The sequence below is a fragment of the Methylobacterium sp. Leaf111 genome (genome assembly GCF_001423285.1).
Taxonomy (GTDB): Bacteria; Pseudomonadota; Alphaproteobacteria; order Rhizobiales; family Beijerinckiaceae; genus Methylobacterium.
Map to the genome: position 1 here is coordinate 71447 of NZ_LMNE01000074.1, position 20614 is coordinate 92060.

The window sequence follows — 20614 nt, forward strand, 5'->3', positions numbered from 1 at the left end:
CTAGTAGCAACCGGGCCTGCACTTGGCGATGGCTTTCGGCGCTGCCGTCCGGCCCGGAACGCTAGACCCAGCCCTGCAATTCGCGCCGGACCACGGTCTCGATCACCGTCATGCCGAGGTCGCTGTCGTTCAGGCAGGGGATGTAGGCGAACTGCTCGCCGCCATTGTCCTCGAAGTAGTGCCGGTTCTCGCCGTCGAGCTCCTCCAGGGTCTCGAGGCAGTCGGCGGTGAAGCCGGGCGCCACGATCGCCATGCGCTTGACGCCGCTCTTGGCGAGGGTCTGCACCGTCTCGTCGGTGTAGGGCCGCAGCCATTCCTCGTTGCCGAAGCGCGACTGGAAGGTGGTGCGCATCTTCTCCGTCGAGAATCCCAGCGCCTCGCGGATCAGGCGCCCGGTCTTCACGCACTGGCAATGATAGGGGTCGCCCTTGAGGAGGTAGCTCTTCGGCACCCCGTGGAACGAGGTCAGGATCACCTCGGGCTCGAAGTCGAGCTTGGCCAGGCCCTCGCGGATCGAGGTCGCCATCGCGTCGATGTAGACGGGGTCGTCGTGATAGGGCGGCGAGACGCGCACCGTCGGCTGCCAGCGCATCTGCATCAGGGCCTTGAAGGCCTGGTCGCAGGCCGTGGCCGAGGTCGCGGCGGCGTATTGCGGATAGAGCGGCACCAGGAGGATGCGGTCGCAGCCCTGGTCGAGCAGGGCCTGGATCCGCACGGAGACCTCCGGCTTGCCGTAGCGCATCGCCCAGTCGACCACGACCGAATCCCCCATGGCCGCCTGCAGGCGCTCGGCCTGGCCGCGGGTGATCGTCTTCAGGGGGCCCTCGTCGCGCTCGTTGTTCCACACGCTGGCGTAGTCGCGGCCCTTCGGCCCCGGGCGCTTCGTCAGGATGACGAGGTTGAGGAGCGGCCACCAGATCAGGCGCGGCACCTCGATCACCCGGCGGTCGGAGAGGAATTCCTTGAGGTAGCGGCGCATCGGCCAGTAGCTCGTGCCCTCCGGCGTCCCGAGATTCATCAGGAGGACGCCGACCCGGCCCCAGCGCACCGGCGGATGCTCGGCCGGCAGGGAGGCTTGTCCCGGTGCGGGTCCGGGGGCGGATCCCGGAACCGGTCCGGGAGCGCTTCCGGGTCCGCCCGTCTGGGTCGGGAGCGACAGTCCGTCCTGCGGGAGCGGCGGTGCGACGCGTTCGTTCATCGGGTTTCCGTATCGCCCTGGATGTGAGCGCTTGAGAGCGGCGGGTTCAGAAAGGTTGTGTCGTTGGGGATATCTATCTAGAGCACGGAGCCTTCCAGCGACCACACGATGGATGAAGGCGCGACATGCCGTCTCCCCGGTACTTCCTCAACCACTTCATGCCCTTCACGGGTTATCCCTATACGGGGGGGCCGACCGCCTGCAATCTCTGCGGCTCCGCGGAGTCCGTGGTGGTGGCCGAGAGCGACCGCCGGCTGAAGACGCTGAAATCCATCGCCTGCCGCCAGTGCGGCCTGATCCGCACCGACCCGATGCCGACGCCGGCCGAGCTCGCGGACTACTACGCCAGCGCCTACCGGGCCGATTATCAGCTCGCCTTCGCGGGCGGCCCGCCCCGGGTCCACCTCAAGCGCTCCGCTCGCGAGGCCGCCTTCCGCGCCGGCCTCCTGGCGCCCATGCTGAAGCCGGGCGCCCGCGTGCTCGATTTCGGTTCCGGGTCGGGCGAGTTCCTGGCCGAGGCCCGCGCGAAGGGCTGCGAGGCGATCGGCGTCGAGCCGGGGCGGGACTATGCCAACTACGCCCGCGCCCATCACGGCGTCGAGGTGCTGGACGACGCCGACGAGGATGCGCGCTTCCCCGAGGGGTATTTCGACGTCGTCACCACCCGGCACGTGCTGGAACACCTGCGCGACCCTGCCGACGTGATGGAGCGCCTGTCCCGCTGGCTGAAGCCGGACGGCGTGCTCTTCGCCGCCGTGCCCGACATGGCCACCACGGGCAAGCCGGCGCACGAGCGCTTCCACTTCGCCCATGTCCACGGCTTCGTCCGCGAGACCTTCGACCTCACCGCCCGCCGGGCCGGTCTCGTGCCGCATCCGCACTACCCGCGCGAGAACACCGCGGTGGTCTATGCCAAGACCGACGCCCCGCCCGTGGCCCTGGCCAATCCCGGCCTCGCCGAACGCCTGGCCGTGGCGCTGAAGCCGATGCCGCCCGCCGTCTTCCTGGCCTCCGGCGCCTGGCTCTGGCCGATGGTCCGCCGCAACGCCAAGGCGGTGCGCGACACCTTCGTCTCGCGCTGAGGCGGCCGCGCGCGGGTCGCGGCCGTCGTAGCCCCTTCGTGAACGGCGTCCTAGAACCGGAGTCAGGCGGCGGCATCCGGCCGCCCGCCCGACACCCGAGACGCCGCCGTGACGAACCCCCCCAGGACGCCGCCGAACCGCCGCCAGACCCTTGGCCTCGGGGCCGGTCTCGCCATCGCTCTGGGCAGCCCGGCCGAGGCCGCGCCCGCGGCGACACCCGAACCGACCTTCAGCCTGCTCCTCGTCAACGACCTCTATCAGATGGCCGAGGTCGACGGCCGAGGCGGGTTCGCGCGCCTCGCCGCCATCGTGAAGGCCGAGCGGGCCCGGGGCGTGCCGATGCTCTACGCCCATGCGGGCGACACCCTCTCGCCGTCGCTGCTGTCGGGCTTCGACCGCGGCGCCCACATCGTCGAGCTCCTCAACCGCGCGCCGCCCGACGTGTTCGTGCCCGGCAACCACGAGTTCGATTTCGGCCCGGCGACCTTCGCCGAGCGGATGGGCGAGGCGAGCTTCCCCGTCCTGGCGGCCAACCTGCGCGACGGGGCGGGCCGGCCGCTGGCGGGCGTGCGCGACCGAATGGTGGTCACCCTCGGGGGCATCCGGGTCGGCGTGGTGGGGATCGCGCTGGCGAGCACGCCGGAGAAATCGCAGGCGGGCGACCTGCGCTTCGCCCCCGAGATCGAGACCCTGGCCCGCGAGGTCCAGGCCCTGCGGGAGGCGGGCGCCGACCTCGTGGTGGGCGTCTGCCACACGGCCCGGGCCACTGACGACGCCATCGTGGCCGCCCGCCTCGTCGACATCCTGCTCTCGGGCCACGACCACGACCTCGTGGTTCGCTACGACGGCCAGACCGTGATGGCGGAATCGAGCTTCGACGCCCATTACGTCACCGCCATCGACGTGACCGCGACGGTGACCGGCACCGGGCGGGACCGGCGCGTGGACTGGCGCCCGAGCTTCCGCATCCACGACTCGGCCCGGGTCACCCCCGATCCCGAGACCCTGGCGGAGGTGCAGCGCCTCCAGGGCGCGCTGTCACGGGAACTCGACGTGCCGGTGGGCGTGACCCGCGCCCCCCTCGACAGCCGCATCGCCGCGGTGCGCGTCCGCGAAGCGAGCTTCGGCAGCCTCGTGGCCGATGCCTTGCGGGCGTCCACCGGAGCGCAGGTCGCGATCACGAACGGCGGCGGCATCCGGGGCAACCGGTTCTACCCCGCCGGCGCGACCCTGACCCGCCGGGACATCCTGACGGAGCTGCCCTTCGGCAACACCATCGTGCTGGTGTCGCTGACGGGCGCGCACCTGCGCGCCCTCCTCGAAGGGGCGCTGGCCGATTGGGGCCACCCGGCGGGCCGCTTCCCGCAGGTCTCCGGCCTCGTCGTCACCCTGGATCCCACCGCGCCGGTGGGCAAGCGGATCGTGTCGCTGAGCGCGGCAGGCAGCATCGTCGACCCGGACGCGACCTACACGGTCGCGTCGAACAACTTCCTGTACGACGGCGGCAACGGCTACGGTGACCTCGCCCGGGGCCGGACCCTGATCGGCCGGACCGACGGACAGCTCGTGGCCAATGCCGTGATGGCGTATATCCGCGCCAACGCCCCGCTCCCCGCCCCCGTAGAGGGCCGCATCCTGGTTCGCTGATGTCCGAGACGCCCGTCGCCGACGCCCTCGCCCGCTTCCGAAAGTCGGGCTCGTCCTGGCTCGCGCTGCCGTTCTTCCAGGATGGCGCCGCCGACGCGGTGGCCGCCCGGATCGACGCCCGCATCGCCGCCGGCGCCACCGTGCTGCCGGCGCCCGAGGCCGTCTTCAACGCCCTCGCGCTCACGCCCCTCGACCGCGTGAAGGTCGTCATCCTGGGGCAGGACCCCTATCCCACGCCGGGCGACGCCAACGGCCTCGCCTTCTCGTATGTCGGCCCGCGGCGGCTCCCGGCCTCGCTCAAGGTGATCCTGGCCGAGCTCGCCGAACCGGGCGTCCCGCCGGCCAAGCCCCGGACGGGCGACCTCACCCCCTGGGCCCGGCAGGGCGTGCTCCTCCTCAACGCCGCCCTCACGGTGGAGGCGGGCAAGGCCGGGGCGCACCTGCGCTACGGCTGGTCGGCCCTGACCGACCAGGCGGTCTCGGCGGTCTCGGCCCGCCCGGAGCCGGCGGTGTTCCTGCTCTGGGGCGCCCAGGCCCGCGCCCGCGCCGCCCTGGTGGAGGCCGACCGCCACGGCATCGTCGCATGCGGCCATCCCTCGCCGCTCAACCGCGCGCGGGATTTTCCCGGCTCGCGCCCCTTCGACGCCGCCAATGCCTGGCTGTCGGGCCACGGCGTCGCCCCGATCGACTGGCAGCTCGACTGAGGGCCGGGGGGGCCGGCCTCAGAGCGGCCCCTGCTTGGCGAATTCCGAGAACACGGCCCGCAGGACCTTCAGCCGGCCATCGTAGGCTTGCGTCAGGCAGGCGACGTCGGCGCCGCAGGCGCGGCGCTCGGTGAGCCAGGCCTCCTGGTCCTCGCGCAGCTTGGCGTTGCCGCCCATGGGCAGCATCGCCCGCAGGATCTCAAAGCGGGTCGCCATCTCCACGTCGCGGTCGTTGAGGGGCAGGTGGGCGCAGATCGCCTTCTCGTCGGCGGCCTCCGCCTTCTCGCAGGGGAAGCTCGCGGCCTCGGCCGAGCCGGCCGCGAGGACGAGGAGCAGGCCGCCGAAGAGCGGGCGGAGAATCGTCAGCATGGAGCAGGCCTCGTGCGATCGGGATCAGAACGTCAGATGCTGAGCCAGCCCCGCGCCCGCAGCCGCGCCAGGAGCGGCAGCAGCGGCAGGCCGAGGATGGTGGACTGGTCGCCCGCGACAGCCGCGAACAGGTGGATGCCGAGGCCTTCCAGCTGGTAGCCGCCGACGCTGGAGCACACCCGCTCGGGCCCGGCGAGATCGACATAGCCCGCGATCGCCGCGGCCTCGAGGGGCCGCATGGTCAGGTGCGCGGTCTCGACGAAGCTCTCGACCACGGCCCCGTCGACGGCCAGGGCCACCGCCGCGTGCAGCGCGTGGGTCCGGCCCGCGAGGGCGCCGATCTGCGCGGCGGCGGCGGCGAGGTCCGCCGGCTTGTGGAACAGGGTGCCGTCGCAGGCCAGGACCTGGTCGGCGCCGACGACCACGCGCCCGGGCCGGCGGGCCGCCACGGCCCCCGCCTTGGCCTCGGCGAGTCGCCGGGCCAGGGCCTCCGGCGGCAGACCGGCGCACGCCGCCTCCACCGCGCGCTCGTCGACCCCGGGGCTCTCGGCGTCGACGGCAAGGCCGGCGCTCTCGAGGAGCGCGCGCCGCGTCGCGCTGGTGGAGGCGAGGAGGAGGGGCCGATCCCCGCGCCAGGGCGAGGCGGGCCGCGGGCGGCTTGGGACGCTCACGAGGCGATGAACTTCAGGCGGTGCTCGCGGTGCAGGTCGAGGATGGCGGCCGCCGTCTCCTCGATCGAGCGCCGGGTCACGTCGATGGTCGGCCAGCGGTGCTTGGCGCAGAGGCGGCGGCAGGCGGCGATCTCGTCCGCCACAGCCCCGCGATCGACGTAGAGGGAGGAATCGTCGGCCTTCAGGCTGAGGAGCCGGTTCTGCCGGATCTGGACGATGCGCTCCGGGCTGGCCAGCAGCCCGACGAGGAGCGGCTTTCGCGCCGTCTCGAGGCTCTCGGGCAGGGGCATGCCCGGCACCAGGGGGAAGTTCGCGGTCTTCAGGCCGCGATTGGCGAGGTAGATCGCCGTCGGGGTCTTCGAGGTGCGGCTGACGCCCACGAGGATCACGTCGGCCTCGTTCACGTCGAGGGGCAGGACGCCGTCGTCGTGGGCCAGGGTGAAGTTCATCGCGTCGATGCGCTTGAAGTACTCGGCGTTGAGCATGTGCTGCGCGCCGGGCCGGGCCGTCGAATCCGCCCCCAGATAGGATTGCAGCAGGGCGTGCACCGGCTGGAGCACCGAGAGGCAGGGCGATCCGGTCTCGCGGCAGGCCGCCTCCAGCCGCTCGGTGAGGTCGTGGCCCACCAGGGTGTAGAGCACGAGCCCCGGCGCGGCCTCGATCTCGGAGATCACCCGTTCGAGCTGCGCGGCGGAGCGCACCAGGGGATAAACGTGCTCGATGGCCGAGACGCCCTCGTACTGGGCGGCGGCCGCGCGGCCCACGTTGATGAGCGTCTCACCGGTGGAATCCGAGACGAGGTGCAGGTGGAAATAGCTACGGCTCATCGAAGGGCTGTCTCCTCCGGCCTGAGGTCCAGGATGCATGACGATCACCCGTCATGGTCTTGTCCACCGGGCTCGGTCAGGGGAGTCGATAAGGGTGGATAAGCCGGCTTGCCCGAAGGGTCCAGCGGGCGCCCGGGCCGTCTTGTCGACTCCGGCGTCAACACACCGTCACACCGGCGCGATTCCCAAGCGGTTTTGGGAGAATCCGGGACCGAGGCCCGGTCGGCGACCGCCGGGCAGGGGCAAGGCACTGTGGGCCATCACCTATCCGGGACATTGAACCCAATCCGTTAAAGGCTGATTAACGCCGCGGTCGCGGGGACGCCCTGTGGACGAATTTCCGCTCCCGCCATCCAGCCCTCTAAAAGAAAAAACAGAGTCCTAGAATCTCTCTTTCCTTTTAGAGAGCCGGTGTGGGGATGACGGCCGGGACGCCCCTCCGACACCCGGACGAGCACGAGGTTTCCGGGAGCGAGAGGTTTTCGAGACGCGGCGGTTTCGGGAGGAAGACATCCGACGCTTCGGTGCTACATACCGGCCACAGGGGAATGGAACGTCGGGAGATCGGATGAGCCAGGCAGTTGCAGGGGACCGCACAGGTGGGGACCGGGCGGTCCTGCGGGTTCTCGCGGGCGAGGCCTTGCCGCGTCCCCCCGCCTGGATGATGCGCCAGGCCGGGCGCTACCTGCCCGAGTACCGGGAGGTCCGGGCAAAGGCCGGGTCCTTCCTCGACCTCTGCTACAATCCCGACTTCGCCACCGAGGTGACGCTGCAGCCGATCCGGCGCTTCGGCTTCGAGGCCTCGATCCTGTTCTCCGACATCCTGGTGATCCCGGACGCGCTCGGCCAGCACGTGCGCTTCGTGGAGGGCGAGGGGCCGCGCCTCGACCCGATGGCGGGCCGGCCGGAATTCGAGCGCCTGCGCGAGGCCGGCGATCCGGCGATCTTCGCCCACCTGGAGCCGGTCTTCGAAACGGTGCGGCGCCTGCGCGCGCAACTGCCCCACGAGACCACGCTGCTCGGCTTCTGCGGCGCGCCCTGGACGGTGGCGAGTTACATGATCGGTGGGCGCGGCACCCCCGACCTCGCCCCCTCCAGGGCGCTGGCCCGGCAGGACACCGCCCTGGTGGAGGCTCTGATCGACCGCCTCGTCACGGTGCAGACCGAATACCTGGTGCGCCAGCTCGAGGCCGGCGCGGATGCGGTGCAGATCTTCGAGTCGCATGCGGGCGCGCTGCCCGACGCGCGGGGTGCCGACGCGGCCGGCAGCGAGGAGGCCGTCAACGAGGTCGCCGAGAGCGCGCTGCCCGAGAGCGCCTCGGCCGGGTCCAACGACCGCGACGCCCTGACCCGCTGGTCGCTCCAGCCCATCGCCCGGATGATCGCCGGGGTCCGCGCCCGAGTGCCGGGCGCGAAGATCATCGTGTTCGCCCGCGGCTCCGGCCTCGAGGGTCATGCCCGCGTGGTGCCCGAGACCGCCGCCGACGCGGTCGGCGTCGACTGGTCGGTGGACCTCAAGGCCCTGCGCGCCCGGGTGCCCGCCTCCACGGTGACGCAGGGCAACGTCCATCCCGAGACCCTGATCGAGGGGGGCGCGGCCCTCGACGCGGCGGTGGACGGCGTGCTGGCGGCCACCGAGGGCCTGCCGCACATCTTCAACCTCGGCCACGGCATCACGCCGCAGACGCCGATCGCCCACGTCGAGCGCATGCTCGCCCGATTGCGCGGCTGAGGCGGCGATGGACGGCCTCTACCCCTGGCTCAAGGCCGGGCACCTCGTCGCGCTCATCTCCTGGATGGCGGCGATGCTCTATCTGCCGCGCCTGTTCGTCTACCACGCAGCCCTGGTGCCTGGGCCGCACGCGGCGGCCCAGTCCGAGACCTTCAAGGTCATGGAGCGGCGCCTCCTGAAGGCGATCATGACCCCGGCCATGATCGCCACCTGGATCTTCGGGCTGATCCTGGCCTGGATGAGCGGCTACTACGCCGCCGGCTGGCTCCAGGCGAAGTTCGTCCTGGTGCTCGCCATGAGCGGCATCCACGGCTGGCTGGCCCGGATGGTGAAGGACTTCGCCGCCGACCGGAACACGCGGGGCCACAAGTTCTACCGCGTCCTCAACGAGGTGCCGACGCTCCTCATGATCCTGATCGTGATCCTGGCGGCGGTGAAACCGGCTATCTGGTGAGGGCCTTTGCCCTGTATCCCGGGATCACAGGATCCCTGGAGCCGGCGCCGGCCGCGCACGGGCGGCCCGGCGCTCCGGTACGGCCCAAGGCGGGACTGAAAGCGGGACCGATGGCTGAGCACGCGCACGATCATCACGATCACGACCACGCCGATCACGGGCATGCCCGCGCGCCTATCCCCAGCACTGCCCCTGCCGGGCACGGCCATTCCCACGGAGGCGGTCATGCGCATGGCGCTGGCCATTCCCACGGGGGCGGCGGGCATTCCCATGGCGGGCATTCCCACGCGCCGGCCACCTTCGGGCGCGCCTTCGCCATCGGCATCAGCCTGAACATCGCCTTCGTGGTCATCGAGGCGATCTACGGTTTCGCCAGCGAGTCCATGGCCCTGGTGGCCGATGCCGGCCACAACCTGTCGGATGTGCTCGGGCTGCTGGTGGCGTGGATCGCCTCTGTACTGGTGAAGCGCACCCCGACGCCGCGCTTCACCTACGGTCTGCGCGGCTCCTCGATCCTCGCCGCGCTGTTCAACGCGGTGTTCCTACTCGTCGCCACCGGCGCCATCGCCTGGGAGGCGATCGTGCGTCTGGTCGCCCCCGAGCCGCAGCCGGTGGCGGGGCTGACCGTGATGGTGGTCGCCGGCCTCGGCATCCTCGTCAACGGCGCCACCGCCTGGCTCTTCACTTCGGGCAAGGGCAGCGACATCAACATCCGCGGCGCCTACCTGCACATGCTGGCCGACGCCGCCGTCTCGGCCGGCGTGGTGGTGACCGGCCTCATCATCGTGCTGACGGGAGCGGCCTGGATCGACCCGCTGGTCAGCCTCGTCATCGCCGGCCTCATCGTCTGGGCGACCTGGGGCCTCCTGCGGGACAGCGTGGTGATGTCGCTCTCGGCGGTGCCCCCCGGCATCGACCCGGCGGCGGTGGGTACCTACCTACGGGCGCGCGCCGGCGTGGCGGACCTGCACGACCTCCACATCTGGCCGATGAGCACCACCGATATCGCCCTGACGGCGCACCTCGTCATGGCGGAGGGGCATCCGGGCAACGGCTTCCTCATCGCCACGGCCGAAGAGCTGCGGAGCCGCTTCGGCATCGGCCACGCCACCCTGCAGATCGAGGAGGCGGGCGGCCCCGCCTGCGCGCTCGCCGGAGATTGCACCGTATGATCCGTGCCTTCGTCGTCGGACATCCCATCGCGCATTCGCGCTCGCCGCTGATCCACGGACACTGGCTCGCCGAGCACGGCATCGACGGCCGCTACGAGCGCATCGACGTGGCGCCGGAGGCCTTTCCGGCCTTCCTGGCCGGACTGCGCGCGAACGGCTTCGCCGGCGGCAACGTCACCATCCCGCACAAGGAGGCGGCCTTCGGGCTGGTCGAATCCCTGACGCCGCGGGCGGAGAGGATCGGGGCGGTGAACACCCTGTTCTTCGACGGGTCCGAGCGCCTCTGCGGCGACAACACCGACGCCCCCGGCTTCGTCGCCCATCTCGACCAGAGCCTGGGCCTCGGCTGGACCGAGCGCGGCGGCGGCACCGCCCTGGTGCTCGGGGCCGGCGGCGCCGCCCGCGCCATCGTGGTCGGCCTCCTGGAGCGCGGCCTGTCGCGGGTCTGGGTCGCCAACCGGACGCCGGCCCGGGCCGAGGCCCTGGTGGCCCTCGACCCCACCCGGGTCGAGGGCGTCGCCTGGCACGACCTGCCGGACGCCATGGCCCGCACCGGGCTCCTCGTGAACACCACGTCGCTCGGCATGGTCGGCCATCCCCCCCTCGCCCTCGACCTCCTGCCCCTGCCCGAGGACGCGGCGGTGGCCGACATCGTCTACGCGCCCCTGGAGACGCCCCTCCTCGCGGCGGCCCGGGCACGGGGGCTACCCGCCGTCGATGGCCTCGGCATGCTGCTGCACCAGGCGGTGCCGGGCTTCGCCCGTTGGTTCCGCACGACCCCGGGCGTGACGCCGGCCCTGCGCGCCCGGATCGTCGCGGACCTGGCGCCCGCATGAGCCGGCCGGTCATCCTCGGACTCACCGGCTCGATCGGCATGGGCAAGTCGGCCACCGCGGCGATGTTCGCGCGCCACGGCGTGCCGGTCCACGACGCGGATGCGGCGGTGCATGCCCTCTACGGCGCCGGCGGTGCAGCGGCGGCCGCCATCGGCGCGGCCTTCCCCGGAACCCTGGACGCGGACGGCGCCGTCGACCGGGCGCGCCTGCGGGAGGCGGTGATCGGCGCGCCCGAGCGCCTCGCCGCCCTCGAGGCCCTGGTCCATCCCCTGGCCCAGGCCGCGGCCCGGGACTTCCTCGCCCGCCACGCCGAAGCGCCCCTGGTGCTCCTCGACATCCCGCTCCTGTTCGAGACCGGCGGCGAGGCCCGCTGCGACCGGGTCCTGGTGGTCACCGCCCCGCCCGACGTGCAGCGCGCCCGGGTGCTCGCCCGGCCCGGGATGGATGCGGCGACCTTCGAGGCGATCCGCGCCAAGCAGTGGCCCGACGCCGAGAAGCAGGCCCGCGCCGATTTCGTCCTCGATACCAGCCTGGGTTTCGACCACGCCGAGGCCGAGGTGGCGTCGATCATCCGGCAACTGACCGCGGGATCGGTGCCGGCGGCGCCTTGACGCCGGCCCTGGAGGGCGCAAGGTCGGAGCTTGCGGCCCCTGCCTCCGGGACCCTTCGATCAGGACCCTTCGATGCTGCGTGAGATCGTCCTCGACACCGAGACCACCGGCACGGATGCCAAGAACGGCGACCGCCTGATCGAGATCGGCTGCGTCGAATTGATCAACCACGTGCAGACGGGCAAGGTCTTCCACAAACTGGTGAATCCGACCCGGCCGGTTTCCCAGGGCGCCTTCGCGGTGCACGGCATCTCGGACGCCATGCTCGCCGACAAGCCGCTCTTCGCCGACATCGTCGACGAATTCCGCGACTTCTGCGGCGACTCGCCCCTGGTGATCCACAACGCGCCCTTCGACGTCGGCTTCCTCAACATGGAATACGCCCGCCTCGGCGCGGCGGCGCCCCCGCCCATCGACCTCGCCGACGTCGTCGACACCCTGCAGCTCGCCCGCCGCAAGCATACGGGGGCGGCCAACAACCTCGATGCCCTGTGTTCGCGCTACGGCATCGACACCACGCGGCGGACCAAGCACGGCGCGCTCCTCGACGCACAGATCCTGGCGGAGGTCTATGTCGAGCTCCTCGGCGGCAAGCAGACCAGCCTCGGGCTCGCCATGACGGAGGCCGAGGAGGTGGTGATCCTCGGCGATGGCGGCGAGGTCGTCCCGGTGGGGCCGCGCCCGCTGCGCCATCGGCTCAGCGAGGCCGAGCGCACCCGGCACGCGGCCTTCATCGCGACCCTCGGGGGCGGCGGTGCGGTCTGGCGCGATTATCTCGGCGAGGAGGAGACCGCCTGAAGGCCCCTCGAACCGGTCCGGACCGGCGTAGGTTGTTCGTTCCGTCCCGTCGCCGTCACGATGCTGCGACGCACGAGGCTCCTTATTGCATCGCAACAAAAGTCTCCCATATACCATCCCACTGGATGGTAACGGGAAGGTCCGATGCTCGATCTCGAGGATAAGCCCAGGGCGCCGATTCGGGTCGGCGACACCGAGAAGATCACGATCAATCTCGGCTACGTCGATCTCGGCCACATCGATCTTCTCGTGTCCGAGAGCGTCTACGCCAACCGGAGCGACTTCATCCGTACGGCCGTGCGCAACCAGATCGCGCGCCACGGCGACGTGACCCGGCAATCGGTGGCCCGCAAGGGCGTCGAACTCGGCCTGCGCCGCTACGACCGGGCCGAACTCGAGGCCGCGCGCGCCAGCGGCATCCGCCTCGACATCCGCGTCCTCGGGCTCGCCAGCATCGCGCCCGACGTCACCCCGGAACTGGCCCGCGAGGTCATCGCGTCGATCGAGGTCATGGGAAGCCTGCAGGCGACTCCGGCCGTGAAGGCGGCCCTCGCCGACCGCCTCCTCTGACAATCTCCAAAAACCGCGTTCCCGACCTCGCATGGTTCGACCCGTCGTCGAGCCGGAAAGCGAACCCCATGACCGACCCTTCGAACCGGATGCAGGACCGCCTCGCCGACATGATGGAGGCGACGCGCCTCACGGCAGCCGGACGCCTGCAGGACGCGACGGACCTGCTGCAGCGCGGCTTCGCCGGCACGCCCCCCCGTTCCGCGGCCGACCACGGCGCTCCGGCGCCCCAGCCCCACACCATCGATCTCGTGGCCGAGCGCGTCGAGACCGGCCCGGCGGCCAAGCCGGAATCCAAACCCGCGTTCCAGACCGAGTCCCCGTCGGGTTCGGCCGCCGCCGAGGAGGCGCGCCTCGCCGCGATCCTCCCCGAGAAGCTGCGCAAGGTCGTGGAAACGGTGACGCGGGGCATCGCGCCGGTGCTCGGGGGCCTCGGCAAGGCCGGTCCCGGCGGGGCGACCCCCTCCGGCCTCGTCGGCAATCTCGGCACTCTCGTCTCGGGCCTGGCCGGCGGTCTCGGCCCGTCGGGCTTGAACCAAGTTCGTGCGCCCCTCACCGAGGGCGGCAGCTTCACGGAGCACAGCTTTTCCAACGCGGCCGGGGCACGGGACTACAAGCTGTTCGTTCCCAGCGACGCCCGTGCCGACCTGCCCCTGGTGGTGATGCTGCACGGCTGTACCCAGTCGCCGGACGATTTCGCCGCCGGCACCGGCATGAACGCCCGCGCGGAGGCGGAGGGCTTCCTCGTGGCCTACCCGGCCCAGAGCGGGCGCGCCAACGGCCAGCGCTGCTGGAACTGGTTCCAGCCCGGCGACCAGGGCCGGGATTCCGGCGAGGCGGGGATCATCGCCGGGCTGACCCGCGCGCTCATCGCCGAGCATCGAGTCGATCCGACCCGGGTCTACATCGCCGGCCTGTCGGCGGGCGGTGCGGCGGCGGTGAACATCGCCCGGGCCTATCCCGACCTCTACGCGGCGGTGGGCATCCATTCCGGCCTCGCGGCGGGCTGTGCCCGCGACGTCTCGACCGCGCTCACGGTGATGCGCCTCGGCCCCGTGGCCGCTGCCGACGGCCCGGTCTCCACGGTGCGGGTGCCCACCATCGTGTTCCACGGGGAGAGCGACGGCACCGTGAACCCCCGCAACGGCGACCAAGCGTTGGCCCAGGCCGGCATCGACGGGCTGACGCCCGAGGCGGCGGAGGCGGTGAGCCCGGGCGGCCTGCCCTACACCCGCACCCGCTACGCCGATGCGGACGGACGGGTCGCGGTGGAGGGCTGGATCGTGCGCGGCCTCGGCCACGCCTGGTCCGGCGGAAGCCCGGCCGGCAGCTACACCGATCCGCGCGGGCCCGACGCGACGCGGGCGATGCTCGATTTCTTCCGGGCCAATCCCCTCGCGGCGGGACGGGCCTGAACGTCCGGTGGTTCAACCCACCGCGACGTTGTCGATGAGGCGCGTGCGGCCGAGATAGGCCGCCGCCAGCACCCGGGCCGGCCGCGTGGCGTGCTCCACCGGCGCCAGCGTCTCGGCATCGCGGACCTTGAGATACTGCACGGGCTCGAAGCCCGCCGCCGCCAGCGCGGCCCGGCCTCCCTCGACCAGGGGGCCGGCGCTTCCGCCGGCCGCGAGGCCTGCGGCGATCTCGGACAGGACGGCGTGGAGGCGCGGTGCGCGCACCCGCTCCTCTGGGGCGAGGTAGCGGTTGCGCGACGACAGAGCGAGGCCATCCGCCTCCCGCAGGGTGGGGACGCCCTGGATCTCCACGGGCAGGTCGAGGTCGCGCACGGCGCGGCGGATCACCAGGAGCTGCTGGTAGTCCTTCTCGCCGAACAGCGCGCAGTCGGGCTGGACCTGGTTGAGCAGTTTGGTCACCACCGTGGCGACGCCCGAGAAGTGACCCGGCCGATAGGCGCCGCACAGGCCCTCGGTGAGGCCGCCCACCTCGATCCGGGTCGAGAAGTGCTCGGGGTACATCCCGGAGACTTCCGGCAGGTAGGCGGCATCGACCCCCGCCTCCGCCAGCAGGGCGAGGTCGGCGTCGGTGTCGCGGGGATAGCGCGAAAAATCCTCGTTCGGGCCGAACTGGGTCGGATTGACGAAGATACTCGCCACGACGCGCCGACCGAGGCTGCGCGCCCGCGCCATCAGGGCGAGGTGGCCGGCATGGAGCGCGCCCATCGTGGGCACCAGCACCACCCGCTCGTCGGCCCGGCGCCAGGCGGCGACCGCGGCGCGCAGGGGGGCGACGGACGTGAACCGGAGCAGGGAGACGGGATCGGACATCGGCGGCTCGTCCTCGGCAAGGTCTTCGGCAGGGTCTCGCGGACGCGGATCGCATCCCGGCGCGAGACCTAATCGCCCTGCCGCCGGGACGCCAGACGCCTCAGGGACAATAGGGCCGCAGGGGCCGGCCGTAGGGATCGTCGACCCCGAGGGGCGGGGTGAAGCCGTAATAGCTCGGCTTGCCGAGGCCGTAGGCCGAGCCGACATAGCTCGGGTCGCCGGGGGAATAGGTGGGGATGGGTACCCGCCGCGGGATGCAGCCGGCCAGCCGGCGGCGCGGCACCGGTGCGTGGTGAGCCACGCCACCCTCCTCCTCCGCCCGCGGGAAGTAGCGCGGCAGGCCCTCGGGCTCCGCCCCGTAGCCCTCCACCGCGCGCCCGGGGGTCGGGAAGGCGAGGCCGCCGAGATCTGCCGAACCGGCGGGGGCTGCCGTCAATCCGGCCAGGAGCACGAGCCCCGCCCCGCCCCGTCTGATCGCCACACCGCCACGCCGCATCGGGTCCACTCCTCGCGGGACGACCGTGTCAGGCAGGCGTGAACCGAGTGTTAACCATAGGTCGCGGCGATGACCCGGCCAATCGCCGCATGGGCTGCGTCGCGGGCCTCGCTCGTGGTGTCCGACCCCGTGAGGTAGATGGCCGCCACCAGGGGCGCCCGGGCCGGGGGGCGCAGGAGCGCCACCACGTTGGCGGTGCCGTAGGCCCCGCTGCCGGTTTTGTCGCCGACGCCCCAATCGGCCGGAAGCCCCGCCCGCAGGCGCTTCGTTCCGGTGCGGGAGGCCGTCATCCAGCCCTCGAGCCGGGCGCGACTGGCCTCCGTCAGCGACGGCCCGAGCAGGATCTTCCCGACGGTCGCTGCCATCGCGGCGGGCCGGGTGGTGTCGCGGGGATCGCCGGGCACGGCCGCGTTCAGGTCGGGTTCGGTCCGGTCGAGGCGGGTCACCGGGTCGCCGAGGTCCCGGCCATAGGCGGTCAGGGCCGCGGGACCGCCGAGGGCGGCGAGCAGGAGGTTGGCGGCGGTGTTGTCGCTCCAGACCAGGGCGGCGGCGCACAGAGCCTCCACGGACATCGCCCCGGCCTCCGGTCCGCCCGCCCTCAGGGCGCGCGTGGTGACGGGGGCGTAGGTGTCGAGGTCGGCCTCTCCGTAGGCGAGGCGCCGGTCGAGCCGTTCGCGCCCCGCCTCGACCCGGGCCAGGATCGCGGCGGCGAGGAGCAGCTTGAAGGTGCTGCAGAGCGGAAAGGCGCCCTCGGCGTCGTGCAGCAGGGCGGGGCCGCCGCCCGTGTCGAGGACCGCGATCCCGGCCCGGCCGCCGAGGTCGCCAGCGATCCGCGCCAACGCCGCACCGGCCTCGGCGAACCGGTCCTGGGGGCCGGGATCGGTCTTACCCTGGTTTTGGGCCGTGCTCGGCCATGGCAACAGGGGCAGGAGGGCCCCCGCCCCGAGGAGGATCCGTCGCGTCAGGCTCATGCGGTTCCAGTCGATGGGTCTCGGATGGGTCTTGGCGAGGTCAGGGCCCGGCCGTCGAGGGGCGCGAGGCGCGAGGGGGCCGCCGTCGGCTGCGCTCCCGCAGCGATCGGCCGGCTCAGGGCCCGGGCGAGGCCGGGCAGGTCGGGGGCTGCGACGGTGCCGGGGCCGTAGAGGTGGGAATCCAGGGTATCGAGGCCTGCGGCGACCTCCGGCCGGGCCCGCCAGGCCCGCGCGAGGTCGGGCTGCTCCGTGAGGACGGGGTGGAGATGCGCGCGGAAGGCCCGCGCGTCCCGGGCCGAGGCGGCGCGGCCGAGCGCCCGGCGCGTCCGCGCGTCGAGGCGCCGGCGTCCCGAACGCCCGCCGCTGCCGAAGCCGAGCAGGGCGAGGCCGAGGCCGAAGGCGCCGAGGGCGGCGGTCGCCACCACGAGGGGGGAGGCCGGCAGGACGGGTTTCGCCTCGTCGTCCCGGTCGGGCAGGCCGCCGCCGATCTGGCGGGCGGGGATTTCGGCCTCGCGCAGAGTGCGGGAGACGGTGTCGAACCACGGGATCACGATCGCGTCGAGGGGGATGATCTCCTCGATCGCGGGGCGCACGTCCCACTGGTAGGTCGCCCGCGCCACCGGGCCGGCGGGGGTGATGATCGTCTCGCGGGTCACCGGCCCGGCGAAGGTGAGGATGCCGCGCGTGCGCATCACCGGACGGGGCGGCAGCCCCTCGGCGACCATGCCCTGGGCCTCCAGGGTGACGATGCGCCGTGTGGTCTCGCCGAGCTTCACCGTCTCGGGGTCGGGGCTCCAGGAATCCGTGATCGTCACGTCCTTGGCCGGGAGCCACCAGGGCTCCTTGGCGTCGGGCCCGCCCACCGGCTTCGTCCAGGTGGCGACGGGCAGGGTCACCGGAGCCGAGGGCACGTCGACGACGACCCGCTTGCCGCCGTCGTTGACGGTGAGGCGATGCAGGAACGGATCGATGGTGAAGTCGCCCGGATGGTGCGGGAAGATCGCCACCACCCGGTCGAAGGCGATGGCCACCTGCCCGTCGGGCAGGCGGGTCTTCGACCAGGCGTCGCGGCCGAGCTGCGTCCAGCTGAAATTGGCCAGCGACGGCTGGATCACTTCCTCCAGCAGGATCGGCTGGCGGTAGACCCCGTGGATGCGCAGCAGCACCATCTCGCGGGAGAACGGATCGGCGTTGCCGTTGCGCTCCGGCGTCACCGTGAGGGTGAGGTCGCCGGGACCGATCTCGGCCCGGGCCGGGAGGGGCGCGAGGAGGAAGGCGGCGAGGCCGGCCGCGAGGACGCCCCGCCGGTTTCGAAACGCGGACCGATCGCTCACCATGGGTTGCTTCCCCCCGGCACCGCTGTGCCGGCCTCGACGCGGGCTGCCTGTTCCGCCTTCAGGCGCAGCTTGAGATAGCGTCCGGGATCGTCCGGCAGGGTCTGCAGCCAGAGGCGGTCGGGTCGGATCTCGTGGGCCTCGAAGCTCTTCGTCACCCGGCGCACCTCCCGCTCGGGGGCGGCCGCGACCATGGCCGAGCCCGCCCCGGTGCGGCCGCGCCCCGCCGCGTCGCTGGCCGAGCCGCGGGCCTCGCCCTTGCCGGAATCCACCGAGACCTGCTCGGCCTTGCCGCGCCGGGCGACCTTGCTGTTGCCCGGCGTCGACGAGGTGGTGCCCCCCTCCTTGTTGCCGGCCAGGCCCTCGCCGCTGGAGGTCGCCTGGGTGTCGTCGTTAGGGTCCTGGTTCGAGGTCTTGTTGTAGCGCGCGCCCACCGTGGCGGTGGCGTTGGCCACGCCGCCGCCCTTGCCGGGATCGCCGGCGCCCTCGTCCACGAGGCGGGCGATCAGCGAGCGGTTGGCCTGCGCGTCGGCGTCGCGGGGGTTGTACTGGAGGGCGGCGTCGTAGGCGTCCAGCGCCCCCTGCAGGTCGCCGGATTTCGCGAGCGCGTTGCCGAGGTTGTAGGCGTTGCGCCGGCCGCCGTTGCGGAAGAGGGCGGCGGCTTCCGTGTAGCGCCCGGCCTGGTAGAGGGCCGGGCCGCGCCAAGCCGGGTCGTCGAGCACCCAGGCGGCGGCCCCGGGCAGGCCGGCCCCCAGCAGGGCGCGGCCAAGGCTGGTGCGGGGCTGAGCCGTCGCCGTCAGGGCCAGGATGCCGGCGCCCGCGAGCCCCAGGGCGGCGAGGCGTGCCCAGCGGGTCCAGTCGCGGGGGAGGGCGGGCAGGCGGTCGGACAGGACACCGAGGGCCATCAGGCGCTCCTGCGGAACAGGACGAGGGCGGGCAGCAGGGCCAGCAGCACGAGCCAGCGCCCGAGATCGGCGAAGGCCAGGACGGTGTAGCCCCCGGCGGCGAGGTGCTGGGCGGTGCTGGCGCCCACCGCGTCGAGCACCGGGGCGGGACTGTCGAGGAGGGCGAAGCGGCCCGCCCCCGCGTCGGCCAGGCGCTCGAGGGCGCCACGGTCGGGCTTGGGCGAGCCCGCCGGCAGGCCGGGTCCGGCGGGCACGAAGAGCCCGTGCAGGTGCCAGCCCTTGGCGCGGATCGCGGCGGCCTCGCGCAGGGCCGCGTCGCCGATGCCGTCGCCGTCGGTGACGAGGACGACGTCGCCCGCGATCACGCCGGCCTCCGCGAGGGTGCGGCGGGCCAGGGCGAGGCCGCGCTCGGGATGGGTGCCCCGGTCCGGCACGGTGTCGCCGTCCAGGGCGAACAGGGTGGAGGACAGGGCGTCCCGGTCGGTGGTGGGCGGGGCGGCGAGATAGGCGTCGCCCGCATAGACCACCACGGCGACGCTGCGGGTGCCGGCGGCCTCGGCCACCGCCTGCGCCACCTGGCGCACGTCCTTGAGGTGGCCGCCCTCCGCGATGGAGCGCGACAGGTCGCATACCACCACGGTCGCGTCGAGGTTGCGGAAGGTGGCGGCGTCCGGGCGCTCCACCGCCAGGCCGGTGAGGGCCAGGGCGACGAGCCCGGCCGCGAGCGCCGCGGCGAGGTTCGCCTGCCGGCGTCCGCCGAGCACCGCCCCGCGCCGGGCGAGCAGCGCCATCAGGCCGGGATCGACGGCTCGGGTCCAGTCGCCGAGGGGCGCCGAGCGCCAGGCGGCGCGCAGCGCCAGGGCGGCCACGACGGGAATCGCCACCAGCCACCAGGGCCGCAGGACCGCCAGGGTGTCGAGGAGACTCATGCGATCCGCCGCGACGCGAGGAGGGCGGCCGCCGCCAGGAAGGCGAGGGCGGCGGGCCAGGGCCAGAGGTCCTTGCGCAGGGGCACCGGCGGCGCCTTGGCGCGCCCGCCCTCGATCGCGTCGATGGCGTCCGCCATGGCGATGAGGTCGTCGGTGGTCTTCACGCGGAACATCCGGCCGCCGGTGAGATCCGCGATCTCGCGCAGGGTCTCGGTGTCGACGACGTCCTGCTCGCCGTCGGCGTTGGAGAGGTCGCGGGGGCCCAGCGCGATGGTGTGGACCCGGACGCCGAGCTCCTTGGCGAGGCCGGCCACGTCCCGGGGCGTGGTCTGGCCGGCATTGTTGGCGCCGTCCGTCATCAGGATCACCACCTTGGCGGTGGCCACCGGCGCGCCCTCGGCCTCCGGCCCCGCCGGGGTCAGGCGCTTGAGGGCGAGGCCCAGGCCGTCGCCGATGCCGGTGGAGCGCCCGACGAGGCCGATGGTCGCCTCGTCGAGGGCGCGGGCGACGGTGGCGGTGTCGAAGCTCGGGCTCGCGGCGACGTAGGATTCGTTGGCGAAGATGACGAGACCGATGCGGTCGCCGGCCCGGCGGCGGATGAAGTCGGTGCCGACGCGCTTGACCGCGGCGAGCCGGGTCACGGTCTGCCCGTCCAGGGCGAAGTCGCGCCGCTCCATCGAACCCGAGAGGTCCATCACCAGCATGATCTCGCGGCCCGAGGCCGGCAGGGCGGTGGCCGGCAGGACGAGGCGCGGTCCGGCGAGGGCGACCACCAGGGCCGCCCACAGGGTCCAGACCAGGAGGGTGCGGCCGCGGCCGCGGGCCGCCACGCTGTCGCCCCGGGCGGCCTCGGCCACCAGGGAGGGGGGGACCCGCAGGGCGCCGCTCGCCCCGACCCGCTCGGGCGGCATCAGCCGGGCCACCAGGAGCGGCAGGGGCAGGAGCAGCAGGGCATAGGGGCTCGCGAGGTCGAAGGCCGAGGCGAGGGCGGTAAGCCAGTGCGGCCAAAATTCCGTCAGCATG

22 protein-coding genes are annotated in these 20614 nt (G+C 72.9%); 11 read left to right on the forward strand and 11 right to left on the reverse strand.

The window, feature by feature from the left end:
* Positions 1-61: 61 nt before the first annotated feature.
* Complete coding sequence (gene hemH / locus ASF41_RS23045) at positions 62-1198, reverse strand: ferrochelatase (RefSeq protein WP_244472679.1); 1137 nt, start codon at positions 1196-1198, stop codon at positions 62-64.
* 125 nt (positions 1199-1323) lie between these two features.
* On the opposite strand from hemH, the gene ASF41_RS23050 reads away from it, so the two are divergent.
* From ASF41_RS23050 to ASF41_RS23060, 3 genes are all read left to right on the forward strand, one after another.
* Positions 1324-2280: a bifunctional 2-polyprenyl-6-hydroxyphenol methylase/3-demethylubiquinol 3-O-methyltransferase UbiG gene (locus tag ASF41_RS23050; protein WP_056497470.1), complete on the forward strand. Its 957-nt coding sequence runs from the start codon at positions 1324-1326 to the stop codon at positions 2278-2280.
* Positions 2281-2388: 108 nt separating this feature from the next.
* Entirely contained in the window at positions 2389-3927 is a 1539-nt protein-coding gene (locus ASF41_RS23055) for a bifunctional UDP-sugar hydrolase/5'-nucleotidase (RefSeq protein WP_056497473.1), read from the forward strand.
* Positions 3927-4631 carry a uracil-DNA glycosylase gene (locus ASF41_RS23060; RefSeq protein ID WP_056218521.1) on the forward strand — a complete coding sequence of 235 codons (705 nt, stop codon included), beginning with the start codon at positions 3927-3929 and terminating at the stop codon, positions 4629-4631. The genes ASF41_RS23055 and ASF41_RS23060 overlap by 1 nt, the downstream gene beginning before the upstream one ends.
* Positions 4632-4649: 18 nt before the next feature.
* Here the strand turns inward: ASF41_RS23060 and ASF41_RS23065 are convergent, their stop codons facing one another.
* Genes ASF41_RS23065 through ASF41_RS23075 form a run of 3 tightly spaced genes read right to left on the reverse strand, consistent with a single transcriptional unit; the run spans position 4650 to position 6498 of the window.
* Positions 4650-5000 (reverse strand): lysozyme inhibitor LprI family protein, encoded by a 351-nt coding sequence (locus ASF41_RS23065; RefSeq protein WP_056497477.1) that lies wholly within the window; start codon positions 4998-5000, stop codon positions 4650-4652.
* A 32-nt stretch (positions 5001-5032) separates the two neighbouring features.
* Positions 5033-5671, reverse strand: a complete 639-nt coding sequence (locus ASF41_RS23070) for a Maf family protein (protein WP_056497481.1) — start codon at positions 5669-5671, stop codon at positions 5033-5035.
* The gene (locus tag ASF41_RS23075) at positions 5668-6498 is read right to left on the reverse strand and encodes a pyruvate, water dikinase regulatory protein (protein WP_056218528.1); all 831 of its coding nucleotides are present in this window, start codon (positions 6496-6498) and stop codon (positions 5668-5670) included. The genes ASF41_RS23070 and ASF41_RS23075 overlap by 4 nt, the downstream gene beginning before the upstream one ends.
* A 568-nt stretch (positions 6499-7066) precedes the next feature.
* Here ASF41_RS23075 and ASF41_RS23080 point away from each other — a divergent pair.
* From ASF41_RS23080 to ASF41_RS23115, 8 genes are all read left to right on the forward strand, one after another.
* Positions 7067-8230, forward strand: coding sequence for a uroporphyrinogen decarboxylase (locus ASF41_RS23080; RefSeq protein ID WP_056497491.1), 1164 nt, complete (start codon positions 7067-7069; stop codon positions 8228-8230).
* 7 nt (positions 8231-8237) lie between these two features.
* Positions 8238-8684 carry a protoporphyrinogen oxidase HemJ gene (gene hemJ, locus ASF41_RS23085; RefSeq protein WP_056218533.1) on the forward strand — a complete coding sequence of 149 codons (447 nt, stop codon included), beginning with the start codon at positions 8238-8240 and terminating at the stop codon, positions 8682-8684.
* Between the two features lie 110 nt (positions 8685-8794).
* Positions 8795-9856: a cation diffusion facilitator family transporter gene (locus ASF41_RS23090; protein WP_082504755.1), complete on the forward strand. Its 1062-nt coding sequence runs from the start codon at positions 8795-8797 to the stop codon at positions 9854-9856.
* Positions 9853-10692, forward strand: a complete 840-nt coding sequence (locus ASF41_RS23095; protein WP_056497494.1) for a shikimate dehydrogenase — start codon at positions 9853-9855, stop codon at positions 10690-10692. Before ASF41_RS23090 ends, ASF41_RS23095 begins: the two co-directional genes overlap by 4 nt.
* On the forward strand, positions 10689-11303 hold the full coding sequence (gene coaE, locus ASF41_RS23100; RefSeq protein ID WP_056381835.1) for a dephospho-CoA kinase: 615 nt from the start codon (positions 10689-10691) through the stop codon (positions 11301-11303). The genes ASF41_RS23095 and coaE overlap by 4 nt, the downstream gene beginning before the upstream one ends.
* 72 nt (positions 11304-11375) lie before the next feature.
* Positions 11376-12101 (forward strand): DNA polymerase III subunit epsilon, encoded by a 726-nt coding sequence (gene dnaQ / locus ASF41_RS23105; protein WP_056218542.1) that lies wholly within the window; start codon positions 11376-11378, stop codon positions 12099-12101.
* Positions 12102-12245: 144 nt separating this feature from the next.
* Positions 12246-12671: a hypothetical protein gene (locus ASF41_RS23110; protein ID WP_056218545.1), complete on the forward strand. Its 426-nt coding sequence runs from the start codon at positions 12246-12248 to the stop codon at positions 12669-12671.
* A gap of 89 nt (positions 12672-12760) precedes the next feature.
* Complete coding sequence (locus ASF41_RS23115; protein ID WP_407067317.1) at positions 12761-14086, forward strand: alpha/beta hydrolase family esterase; 1326 nt, start codon at positions 12761-12763, stop codon at positions 14084-14086.
* Positions 14087-14098: 12 nt separating this feature from the next.
* Here ASF41_RS23115 and panC read toward each other — a convergent pair whose 3' ends face one another.
* From panC to ASF41_RS23150, 7 genes are all read right to left on the reverse strand, one after another.
* Positions 14099-14956 carry a pantoate--beta-alanine ligase gene (gene panC / locus ASF41_RS23120; RefSeq protein WP_056497501.1) on the reverse strand — a complete coding sequence of 286 codons (858 nt, stop codon included), beginning with the start codon at positions 14954-14956 and terminating at the stop codon, positions 14099-14101.
* A gap of 100 nt (positions 14957-15056) precedes the next feature.
* Entirely contained in the window at positions 15057-15452 is a 396-nt protein-coding gene (locus ASF41_RS23125) for a hypothetical protein (protein ID WP_056497505.1), read from the reverse strand.
* Between the two features lie 50 nt (positions 15453-15502).
* On the reverse strand, positions 15503-16423 hold the full coding sequence (bla, locus tag ASF41_RS23130; RefSeq protein ID WP_056497508.1) for a class A beta-lactamase: 921 nt from the start codon (positions 16421-16423) through the stop codon (positions 15503-15505).
* On the reverse strand, positions 16420-17760 hold the full coding sequence (locus ASF41_RS23135; protein ID WP_056276313.1) for a BatD family protein: 1341 nt from the start codon (positions 17758-17760) through the stop codon (positions 16420-16422). The genes bla and ASF41_RS23135 overlap by 4 nt, the downstream gene beginning before the upstream one ends.
* Entirely contained in the window at positions 17754-18662 is a 909-nt protein-coding gene (locus ASF41_RS23140) for a tetratricopeptide repeat protein (RefSeq protein ID WP_056497511.1), read from the reverse strand. Before ASF41_RS23140 ends, ASF41_RS23135 begins: the two co-directional genes overlap by 7 nt.
* Positions 18662-19591 carry a VWA domain-containing protein gene (locus ASF41_RS23145; RefSeq protein ID WP_056497516.1) on the reverse strand — a complete coding sequence of 310 codons (930 nt, stop codon included), beginning with the start codon at positions 19589-19591 and terminating at the stop codon, positions 18662-18664. Before ASF41_RS23145 ends, ASF41_RS23140 begins: the two co-directional genes overlap by 1 nt.
* Complete coding sequence (locus tag ASF41_RS23150) at positions 19588-20613, reverse strand: VWA domain-containing protein (protein WP_056497519.1); 1026 nt, start codon at positions 20611-20613, stop codon at positions 19588-19590. The genes ASF41_RS23145 and ASF41_RS23150 overlap by 4 nt, the downstream gene beginning before the upstream one ends.
* Position 20614: the final 1 nt, after the last annotated feature.